This window comes from Flavobacterium sp. FlaQc-52 (assembly GCF_044007495.1).
GTDB lineage: Bacteria > Bacteroidota > Bacteroidia > Flavobacteriales > Flavobacteriaceae > Flavobacterium > Flavobacterium cupriresistens.
Genome location: NZ_JBIPCV010000010.1, coordinates 51,043 through 62,943, shown reverse-complemented (window position 1 = coordinate 62,943; position 11,901 = coordinate 51,043). Strand labels below are relative to the sequence as shown.

Genomic DNA, 11,901 nt, shown 5'->3' with positions numbered 1-11,901 from the left:
GTTTTTAAAACCTGTCAGGTTTGGTTTATAATTTTTTATCGCTTCATTTTTACTATAAGTGGATTATTTATTTTACGGGCAAACGAACTCAAATAAGTTTCCCATTCTTGTTTGGTTTGAAAAGGGCTTCCTTTTTTCCACCCGAAGCCCACATAATAAATCACTTTGTTGTCTTTTACGTTTAAATTTCCATAGAGATTACTCAAGTCTTTTTCAGCGGTAATATGATTGTCAAAATTGGTTAAGGTCTTTTTGGGTGCTACTAAACCCGTTCCGATTTCAGAATCATCAAGAGTTTCCCAATGACTTAACCAGCCTTCTTTTATATTAGTTCCAATAGTGCCTTTTTTGTCATGAAGTGTAATTCCTGCGGCAATTTTTTTGGTGCCTGTGATAGAGATTTCAAAACGGGACAAATAACTTCCATAATCAAGACTAATCAATTTAGACTCTTTGATTTTTGAACCTTTGGCGTCCCAATCTGCATAAGTCAGGATAAAGCTGGTTCTTATTGGGCCTGTGGTGATGGTTTTCCATTCAATAAAATTTTTAGAAAAATAATATTTGCCGTCAACATTTACGGCAATTCCGCCAATGCCTCGACTGTCTCCAACATGAAAATTGTCTAAACCTTCTCCTGTATCTTTGTGATACGTCCCGGTTCCGTTGGTTGCTTTTTCGTACCATTTGTTAATAATAGGATAATCAACTCTTTTTAGCCAGGCATCAATTCCGCTGGTGAGCGTTCCGCCGGGAATATGATCTTCTACCATTTTTTGAGCGACCGGACCGTAAGTTCTGAAGGCAACTTTGTCGTTTTCCCAAGCATAATCATCAGTTCGTTCGGGAACAAATCTGGAATAACAGTTGTTGTTTTTTGATTCGGAGGGAATCGTGACCACAATGATTTCAAATTCTTTTTGAGAGGAAGCACTCATTTTGGGTTGAAATAAGAGAACATCTCTAATGCCGTCACCATCATTGTCAACAGTTTGACTTTCTAAAAACAAACTGGAATTTTTTTCTTTTACGCCGTAATTTTCAAGTTTAGATGAAGCGGATAGTCCAAGCAACTTTTTAGTTAGTTCGACCGTTTCAAATTCCCGGTCAACAGGAAGCGAATTAGTAACGGTTATGATTTTGCTTTGTGAAGAGACAACAAAAGTGCCAGCCAATAGTACGGTTAATAATAAATGTTTTTTCAAAATTGAAAGTTTTAATTTTGATTCAGAAATAATTTTATAGCAAGGAATAAATGTACTAATCAAATGGTCATTGCGAATACAGAATAGGTGTAATAAAGTACAGTTGTTTGATAATGAGAGGTTTTTTGTTCTGTGTTAACATAGGTTTTATAGTGCCATAAAGTAGAATTTTATGTTTGTTAGGTGTAATTTAGCTAAATGCTTTTTTAACAGATAGACACATAGATTTTAGAATTTAAGTTGTTTTAAGAAAATTGCAATTTTTCACATAGACTTAGGTGATTTATTTATAGTGAAACGTTTTTTTAAATTGCACTTCTATGTGTTTATCTGTTAAAATTAATTGTTAGCTATAAATGAAATTTTATATATTTGAAGATAGCTATTCGTTTTTTTATGACTTCAAAATGTTGATTTTCACTATTTACAAGAAATAAGAAACAGCTTTTTTTTCAAAAACAATCTAAGCCCAAACGGATTGTTTTTAAGAGGATGGTTTTTGCAAGCCCTATAAAGTAACCTACAGACGGAAACAAAATGACGAAATTTAAAATTAGATTTTTAGTTGTACTACTATTTTCCCTACTCCATGCCGGTAACGCACAGATTAAAAAAACCGGAGTTCCGTTTATAACGAATTACAGTCCGAAGAGCTATAAAGCAGCTTCCGAAAATTGGGATGTTTTGCAGGATTCCAAAGGCATGATGTTTTTTGCCAATCATTTCGGGATTTTGCAGTTTGACGGTGTCCGATGGAACATTGTCACACAACCCGAAAACAAGAGTATGGTTCGCTCGCTCGCGATTGATGCGAAAGATAAAATATATGTGGGGGCTCAGGGTGATTTTGGTTACGCCGTTCAGTTGCCCAACGGACAATATAAATATACGTCTTTGGTAAAATTGCTTCCGGTGGCTAACAGGAATTTTGGCGATGTGCTGCATACCGTTATTAGCAACAAGGAAGTTGTTTTTTTTTCTAAGGAAGGATTGTTTGTTTATAAGGATAATAAAATCAAAGTCATACGACCTGCTTTAACTTTTGATGAATTTTTCGAAGTCAATAAAGTGATTTATGTTTCGGATAATGTGAAAGGGCTTTTGAAGTTCAATGGCAATGTTTTAGAATCTCTTCCAAATAGTAAGCAATTTATAGGATTGAAGATTAAAAAAATCTTTGAGACGAAGAATGGATTGGTAGTTCTCACGCAAAAAGACGGTCTTTTTGTTTATAAAAACAATCAGTTAAAAAACTTTGTAACCGAAGCAGATTACTTACTGAAACAGAATCAAATTTCGACAGGAGCTCTACTTTCTGACGGTTATTTTGGAATCGGAACACGTCAATCGGGGTTGGTAGTTCTGGATAGTGAGGGAAAATTGATTCAGCACATCAACAAACAAATGGGATTACAGCATGATTATGTGACGAATCTCAAAACAGATAAAGAAGGAAATTTGTGGGTAACCCTTAAAGAAGGGATTTCGTTAATTCAGATTTCGTCGCCTTTGTCTAAAATATTGGATGCCTCCAATTCTGAAACCAAAATATATTGCAGTCAGATTTATGAAAACAAACTTTACATTGCAACTGATAATGGTTTATTTTGGCTGGATTGGAATGCGTATAAGAACGGAAAACGTGAAAATGTACACTTTCAACATATTTCAGGAATGTCTGAAAATGTGTGGAATATTGGCATTTTTGGAGGTTCTCTTTTAGCTTTTGAAAAAAACGGAATATTCGAAATAAAAGGAACTTCAACTAAATTGCTCGCCAAAATAGACGGTGCCTGGCAAGGTGTAATCGTTCCCAATCGCCCTGATTTATTACTTGTAGGCGGTTATACCGGATTGTATTTACTGAAAAAAATAAACGGTTCGTGGGTCTATCAGAATAAAATAAAGGGTTTCGAAGAAAGCAGCAGGGTAATGGTGACCGACAATGATGCTGTCTGGATTGCGCATGGTTATAAAGGAATTTTTAAAATCAAACTCAATAAAAATTTTGATGCTGTTTGGAGTACTGAATTTTATAATCGGGAGAATGGTTTTCCGTCGAGTTTGTTTTTGAATACTTTTCAAATTGACGATCAGATCCTTTTTGGAACGACAAAAGGAGTCTATAAACTGGACAAGAAGAGCAATAAAATGATTCCTGATGCTGTTTTTGCGAAATATCTGGGAATGGACAGCCACATCCGTTTGCTTAAAGAAGACAATCAAAACAATATTTGGTATGTTTCAGGGGAGAATACCGGAAAAATAAGTCGTAAAAAGACAGGCCATTTTGATGTAGAAGAGTTGCCTTTCAGAAAATTAAGGTATTTATACATTCCGGGTTTTGAAAACATTCAGACCACTGCAACCGGTGATGTGTTTTTTGGGACTCAAGAGGGGTTAATTCATTACAATAACACGAAGGGAAAAAGCTATCAAACCAAATACAAATCGATTATAGCGGAGGTAAAGTGTATTTTTCCAAAAGACAGTTTGCTGTTTTCAAGCCGTTATGATGTGCTTCCAACGAATTCTGAAGGTGATGACACTCTTTTTCCGGTTTTGGCCTACTCGAATAATGCTTTACATTTTTCATTTGCTTCTCTTTATTATGACGAGGCTGATGCTACCAAATACGAGTATTGGCTGGAAGGTTTTGAACCCAAATGGTCAGATTGGAGCCTTCAAACCGAAAAAGAGTATACCAATCTTCCTGAAAACAGTTATGTTTTTCATGTAAGGGCAAAGAATATCTACGATGTGGTAAGTGAAGAGGCTGTTTTCAGGTTCGAAATTTCGCCTCCTTGGTACCGTACCAGTTGGGCTTATCTTTTGTACGTATTGCTTTTTTGCGGTTTGCTTTATGCAATTGTCAGGTACCAGAAGAATCTTGCCGAGCGTGAAAAAGTGCAATTAATCTTAAATCAGGAGAAAGAATTGTTGCGAAACCGGGCAGAATTAAATGAGCAAAAATTGGCACTGGAACAACAAAACACGATAATCATGCGTGAAAATCTGGAAGCCACCATTACGCTTAAAAATGTCAAAGTGGCTTCGAATACGGTGAATTTGATTCATTTAAATGAAATATTATTATCAATTAAAGAGCTTATCTCTGAGATTAAGAAAGAAAAAGAGGCTGCTATCAGCTTTAGTCTGCTCACTAAGATAAACCGAATTATTGATCATGAACTTCAAGGAGATCAGCATTGGAATGAATTCGAAGAAATCTTCAATCAGCTGCATGATAATTTCATGCAACGACTCAAAAACAGTTTTCCTGAATTGACTCCGCGGGACATGCGATTGTGTGCGTATCTGCGAATGAACTTCAATACAAAAGAAATTGCTCCGCTTTTGGGAATTTCGGTAAGAGGTGTGGAAGACACTCGATATCGCATTCGAAAAAAACTACAACTTTCTTCTGATGCCAATATTACGGAGTTTATTCTTAACTTTTGATTTGGTATTGTGAAGTAAAATCTTAGGTCTGATTGAGCCGTTTAGGACATTTTTTTATCAACCACCGTAGTCAAACCGTAGCCCCGAATTGGTCTTCAGGGTAGTTTATTTGTTAATATTGTGAATTATTATCAGAAAAATCAGTCCGTTTTTTGCAAATTGACTTTTTGATTTGATGGTATTCTTTACTAACAAAAAACTAAAAAAATGAATCAAAAAAACTCTTTTTTCGGCCGACCACCGAGAAGCAATTGCAATTATCTGAAAAGGTGTTTTATTATGGCTCTGCTAGCCTTGTCCCCTTTTCTAAAACTACAGGCACAATGTAATACACTCGTTTGGGCAGACGAGTTTAACGGAACCACAGTAGATGCCACAAAATGGCAAAGCATTTCCGGAAACGGCTGTCCCACACTTTGCGGCTTTGGGAACGCTGAAGCACAACGTTACGATCCAAATCAGGCGACTATTGTTAAAGAAGGAACAAACAGTTACCTTAATATTGAGGCGAAATATGAGCCCAGTGCAGCATTCCCGCAACAGCCTTATTCATCAGCAAAACTAACTACTGAGGGCAAATATTCTTTGAAATACGGAAGAGTGGAAGCCCGTATGAAATTATCTTCCGGTATGGGCGCATGGCCGGCATTCTGGATGTTGCCTGCCGGTGTATCCAATTGGCCTTATACCGGTGAAATTGATATTATGGAAGCGAAACACAGGAATCCAAAGTCTGTTGACGGAACCATACATTATGACGGTGGGGGCTACCATTACACCGGTAGGAGTTACACTTCTCCAACAGATTTGTCTACAGAATTTCACGTATATGCTGTAGAATGGGGACCTAATAGTATTAAATGGTTTATTGATGGAAACTTATTTCATACAGCAACTCCAAACACCACTGTAAATGGTGGCTGGCCTTTTAATGATAACAATTTTTATATTATTTTGAATTTGGCTGTCGGTAGTTTAGGAACGCCATATACAAGCGTCAACGGAGCAGGAGTGGAGCCAATTCCGGCTGATTTTCCATCAAAATTGCAAGTTGATTATGTTCGTGTGTACGATGGAAGTTTTACGCATGGAGTAACCGGTGATGCAAAAGTATATCATAACGAAACAGGAAAAACCTATACGCTGAATGCGATTGCCGGAGCAACTTACAATTGGACCGTACCCTCCGGTGCGACGATTACTTCTGGGCAGGGAACCAATACGATTACAGTTAATTGGGGAACTACAGGAGGAGACATTGCCGCTGTGGCAACTGTTTCCGGTTGTAATGCCACTACCTATAAACTGGCCGTAACTACAGAAGTGCCTTTACCGGTTGAGAAAATCCACGAAGATTTTCAAAGCAATAGAAATGTACTTTATCCGCTTAAAACGGGTGTTTTAACAGAAGCGGTTGCAAATCCGTCCGCTACGGGTGTAAATACCTCTGCTTTGGTTGGAAAATACGTTCGTAACGCTTCTGAATTGTATGATGTGGTAAACATTAAAAATTTAACCATTACCAATGCCAATGATTATGTTTACGGAAGAAAAAAACTCTCTTTTGACATTTATACCTCCGCTCCGGTGGGAACTAAAATTTCCATGCAACTCGAAAACAGTTTGGTAACAACGGCGACTAATTTTCCGTACGGAAGACATAGCGGTTACAAAGTAACTACAACCGTACAAAACAAATGGGAAACCATAGAATTTGAATTCGAAAAAGTAATTGATGCCAACACAAGTGCTTTGGCGATCAATACGGTAGTGCTTCTTTTTGAGTCCAACTCTAATTCGGGAGCGACCTATTATATTGATAATTTACTGACGAAAGCAGCTCCCGAAAAACCAATTATTGCCACAACGATGCTGCAGAATTATGATGGCATTAATACAATTATAAAAGGAACAACGACCGGAACGTATTCGGTGGTAGCCAATCCGGGGTCTAATTCGGTTAACGCTTCCGCGAATGTGGCGAAGTACGTTAGAAATGTAACAGAGCAATACGATGTGTTGTTTTTTAATACGCAAAATACAATCGAAGATGCCGGTTTATTAAAAAATCAGACCAATAAAATCATGATTGATGTGTATACTTCGGCGCCGGTTGGGACGGTGGTGAGTTTAAATTTAGAGAATAGTGCAACCTCACTTCCTGCGAATTTTCCAATAGGAAGAAACAGTAATTATGTGGCCATAACATCCAAACAAAATCAATGGGAAACCTTGACATTTTATTACAATTCGAGCCCTGATGAAGGAACTTCTAATCTGGCAATTAACCAAATGGTGTTGTTGTTTAACTCAGGATCTTACACGAGCGATACGTATTACTTTGACAATATCAGAATTGGTTCTACAAAATTACCGGATACGTATACTGCCGGAGTCGTTTATGAGGACTACCAAACCATACACAATATTACTTTTAGAGACGCAATTGGAACCTATACGGCCAATACTGCAAATCCGAATGCTAGCGGAATCAATACATCGTCTAATGTTGGGAAATACGTAAGGAAAGCAACAGAGTTGTATGATAATTTTTCGTTTAATTCAACTTTGACCAATATTGGAGATTTCAAAAGTGGTACCAAAAAATTTGCAATGGATGTCTATACTTCGGCTCCGGTTGGATCTGTAATCTCTTGGCAGGCAGAAAGCAGTGCTTCGATTCCGTCTAATTATCCTGTAGGAAGACATAGTATTTATCAGGCCGTAGTAAAACAAACTAATACCTGGCATACTTTGGTGTTTTCTTATGCTAGCGCACCCGATGCCTCTACTTTAAACAGCGAAGTAAATCGTTTCGTTTTCTTAGTAGAACCGGGAACGAATTCCGGAAGCACCTATTATTTTGATAACATCAGAAGTGTCAATTTAGTGAGCACCGAGAATCCAACGGCTACTTTACCTGCTCCGTGGATTAGTACTGATTTAGGGGCTGTAACTCCGGCTGGCGAAGCCACTTATTCAAGCGGAACGTTTACCGTAAAAGGATCCGGAACCGACATTTGGGAATCAAGTGATCAACTTCAATATGTAAACCAATCCATAACAGGTGATGCCGAAATTATCGCGAAAGTAAATTCATTGACCAATACCAGTACATATGCCAAAGCGGGTGTAATGTTCCGTGAAACGCTTACACCAACTTCTAAACACGCTATGACTGATGCCAGTGCTGGAGCAGGAATAGAGTTTTTGTCAAGAGATACTACTTCCGGGACTACGATTTTTGAGGGTGTTGGAGGAGCAGCACCAAAATGGGTTCGTTTGGTAAGATTGGGTAATGTATTTACCTCATATACTTCAGATAACGGAACTACATGGACTCAGATTGGTACGGCAAGAACGATTGCAATGGCCAATACAATCTATGTGGGTATGGCGGTAACATCGCATGCAAATGGTACATTAGGAACTGGAATATTTAGTGATGTACTTGTTCGAAATATTGTTCCAACTACCAATACCAATCTGGCTTTAGGGAAAACAGCAGTAGCTTCAACAGAAGAAAATGCTACACTTTCAGCTGTCAAAACAACAGATGGAGACGCTACAGCAACAAGATGGGCGAGTTCTTTTGCAAATGCTACCGAATGGATTTATGTCGATTTAGGAAGTACTTACAACATCAATCGAGTGGTATTAAAATGGGAAGCTGCTTTTGCTACCCAATACAAAGTACAGATTTCTACAGATGCTACTTTCACAGAAAATGAAACCGTTACGACACAAACAGCAAGCGACGGAGGAACCGATGATTTAACAGTAAGCGGATCAGGAAGATACATTAGAGTTTTATGTACTGCAAAAGCGTTGGCTCCTTACGGATATTCCTTGTACGAAATCGAAGCTTACGGAGCTGCGGCAGCGGCTAAAAAAGTTGCAGTTACTAAAGACATTTCTCCTGATAGGGAAGTAACTGAGGTATCCATTTATCCAAATCCCGCAAATGACTATATCGAACTTTCAGTTCCTGCGAAATTAACCAATAAAGAAGTTACGATTCATGACCTGGCAGGTAATCTGGTAGCAAAAAGCCGCATGGATACTGCGGTTGAAGAAAAGGTTATCGATATTAGCCGACTTCCAAAAGGTATCTACATTTTAAATTTTAGTTCCGATCAGAAAAGCGTTACTAAAAAAGTAATTAAAAAATAAATTGCAATCCGTCAGGTGTATTTTGATTTAAGAAAAGCTAACGGTTCAACGCCGAAGTTTAAAGAGAAAAATACCACCAAATGACACCTGACGGATTACCAAAAATCATTTCTTCAAAAATGATTTTCAGAGTTTTAAAGAATAAGTAATAATCCCAAAAACTTTAGATATGAAAAGAATTAAACTTTACCGAATTTCTTTGCTGATAACGCTGCTTTTGGTGTTCTCCAATTTAATGTACGGTCAGGGCCCGATTCCCTTTACCATAAGCAATACTTCTACTTTTAATGATAACGAGTTGTACGTAGCCATAGTCGGAATTGATTACACAACTGGAAATCACGTTTGGGTAAATGCCAAAACAAGTCAGGTTTTACCAATGAATTCGTCGTACAATACGGTTACAGGGCCAACAATTGGCGGAAATACCGGGCCTGGACAAAACTCAAAATATGCCAACTGTTTTACAAAACTGAGTGAAATTCCAAACAAAACCTTCACTTTGCCACAAATTGCAGGTTGCCGTGTTTTTATTTCGAAAGGACAACAATTGTACTTTTATTTCTTTGGGGCGAGTGGCGCTCCATCAGGATATACTTCACCAAATCCGTTGAATGCAACAGATCCCAATCAGGGAATTTTATACGAAATCATCGAACTTACCAATAACCAATATGGTTTCTTTGGAAATCCGTCGAGAGTAGATTCGTATAAATATCCAATGGGATTGGAGTTGTTTGGCGCAAACGGCTATCAAAAACGTGTGGGGGAATTAAAGAAACATGCTGATATTGTGGCTGCTTTTAAAGCCAATGTGCCGTCAGAATTTCAAGGTTGTGTCAATGATGCTACTGGTGAAATTACAGCACCCTCAAAAACACCTGCCTTCGCTGATGGAACCGGAGGAACTACAGTTGGACCTCAGGCGAATTATCTAAAATCGTATATCGATGCGATCTGGAATAAATACAAAAACGAAGATTTGATCTTTTATGCCGGAGATGCCGGGGTTTTTAAAGGCAGAGTTATAGGAGAACAACTTGAGGTTGTCGGACAATCAGGAGGTTTTGTAGGCCGTACGGGCCGTGTACAAAGCAGACCTACAACGCAGGAAGCTCTTGAAGGGAAAGGGGTATTAGACAGAAGATTGGTTGACGGAGATTTAGACCTTGTAGTTCAGGCACAGTTAACGGCTGCTATAAACAGACACGTTGTGAATGTTACCACAACAAATCCGGGACAGCAAAACTGGTACAATGCATCACAATTTTATCAGGTGAATCCAACGAATCATTATTCTAAATTTTGGCATTTGCCGGGCATTAGTGTAGACAATTTGGCTTACGGATTTGCTTATGATGATGTAGCAGATCAGTCGCCATCCCTTCATTCGCCTCAACCAACTAAGGTAATTGCAACTTTTGGAGGTTATGCGGGAACAGTTCCTTCAGTACCCGCAACGACAGATGTGATTACGGTTTATAAAGATTGTAACTATACCGGATTTTCAGGCGGATTGACCATTGGTGATTACAACTTAGCACGTTTAAATACACTTGGAGTTTTAAATGATGATATTTCATCACTAAAAATCACACAAGGTTTTCAGGCTATTTTGTATCAGGATGATAATTTTACAGGAACTTCAACAGTTATTAATTCGGATAACTCTTGTCTGAATGCAACCTGGAATGATAAAGTGACTTCGGTTAGAATTATAGCAAACGGAACTACAACTTTAGGAAACGCGACCTATTATTTGCAAAACAGAAACAGCGGACTTAATATGGACGTTTGGAATGCCAGTACGGCCAATGGTGCTAATGTTGCGCAAGGAGCTGCTAACAATGGAAACAATCAAAAATTCACCTTCACACACTTAGGGGATGGAATGTATAAAATTATAGTAAATCACAGTGGTTTGTCATTGGATGTAAATGGTTTTAATAAAGCAAATGGTGCCAATGTAGAACAATATCCATACAATGCAACGACCAATCAACAGTTTGTTTTAGTTTCAACTGGTGACGGGTTTTATAAAATTGTGGCGCGTCACAGTGGCAGAATTGTTGAGGTAGCGGGTGCCAGTACAACAAATGGAGCCAATGTACAGCAATGGGACAACAACAACCAGACTTGTGGACAGTGGAAACTAATTCCGGCGACGACCTCGCAAACGTCCGTTTTAATTCAGGCTGAAGATTATTCGGCTATGAACGGAATTCAGGTAGAAGCTACAACCGATACTGGTGGAGGTTCTAATGTTGGTTATACGGAAACAGGTGACTGGATCGCTTACAACAGTATTAATTTTCCAACTACAGGTTCTTATTTAATCGAATACAGAGTGGCAAGTGCCGTGACAGGAGGCAAATTATCTTCGGATTTGAATGGCGGAACAATAGTGTTAGGGAGTGTTGATATTCCAAATACAGGAGGATGGCAAAACTGGCAAACGGTATCTCAGACCGTAAATGTAAATGCGGGTACTTATAACTTTGGGATTTACATTCAAAATACTGGAATGAATATCAATTGGATTAAAATCACAAAAGTTGGTGCTGTAGCAAAAACAGCAGTAGTAAAAACAACGGAAGAAGAACCGATTGTAACGGAACTAAGTGTTTATCCAAGTCCGGCAGAAAATACTCTTTTTGTTACCACTGCAGTAAACGGACAGCAAGTTAGCATTGTAGATTCGCAAACGGGAGCTGTAGTTTCTCATCAGAAAATCAGCAACAACAGCATGGATGTTTCCCGCTTAAAAACCGGAATTTATTTCGTGGTCTTGGAAAAAGACGGTAAGAAAACAGTAAAACGTTTTATCAAAAAATAATTTTAGAGGAGTAAGAGCCTTGAACACTTCGAATTAGAAATGTTTAGGGCTTTATCGGGGTGCAGTTTTTAAAAAAAAATTAACACGAATTGCACGAATTGGCACGAATTATTTTTGTGCCGCGAATTTCACAAATTGGCGCGAATTATTTTTTTGCCACAGATTAAAAAGATTTACACAGATTGTCACTTCAAAGTTACCCCGAATTAATTTGTGATAATTTGT

Annotated in this window: 4 protein-coding genes; 3 read left to right on the top strand and 1 reads right to left on the bottom strand. The window is 38.2% G+C overall.

Annotated features, from left to right (window positions below):
- Window positions 1–35 precede the first annotated feature (35 nt).
- Entirely contained in the window at window positions 36–1,205 is a 1,170-nt protein-coding gene (locus ACHRV5_RS16845; RefSeq protein ID WP_395427516.1) for a DUF4861 family protein, read from the bottom strand.
- A 537-nt stretch (window positions 1,206–1,742) separates the two neighbouring features.
- Here ACHRV5_RS16845 and ACHRV5_RS16840 point away from each other — a divergent pair.
- From ACHRV5_RS16840 to ACHRV5_RS16830, 3 genes are all read left to right on the top strand, one after another.
- Window positions 1,743–4,667 (top strand): triple tyrosine motif-containing protein, encoded by a 2,925-nt coding sequence (locus ACHRV5_RS16840; RefSeq protein ID WP_395427515.1) that lies wholly within the window; start codon window positions 1,743–1,745, stop codon window positions 4,665–4,667.
- A gap of 279 nt (window positions 4,668–4,946) precedes the next feature.
- Entirely contained in the window at window positions 4,947–8,840 is a 3,894-nt protein-coding gene (locus tag ACHRV5_RS16835) for a family 16 glycosylhydrolase (RefSeq protein WP_395427514.1), read from the top strand.
- Window positions 8,841–9,009: 169 nt separating this feature from the next.
- Window positions 9,010–11,676 carry a beta-1,3-glucanase family protein gene (locus ACHRV5_RS16830; protein WP_395427513.1) on the top strand — a complete coding sequence of 889 codons (2,667 nt, stop codon included), beginning with the start codon at window positions 9,010–9,012 and terminating at the stop codon, window positions 11,674–11,676.
- Window positions 11,677–11,901: the final 225 nt, after the last annotated feature.

What these genes read in the sequence shown, in the direction of transcription:
- ACHRV5_RS16830 (WP_395427513.1), top strand. Translation starts at nt 9,010, where the DNA reads ATGAAAAGAATTAAACTTTACCGAATTTCTTTGCTGATAACGCTGCTT.
- ACHRV5_RS16835 (WP_395427514.1), top strand. Translation starts at nt 4,947, where the DNA reads ATGGCTCTGCTAGCCTTGTCCCCTTTTCTAAAACTACAGGCACAATGT.
- ACHRV5_RS16840 (WP_395427515.1), top strand. Translation starts at nt 1,743, where the DNA reads ATGACGAAATTTAAAATTAGATTTTTAGTTGTACTACTATTTTCCCTA.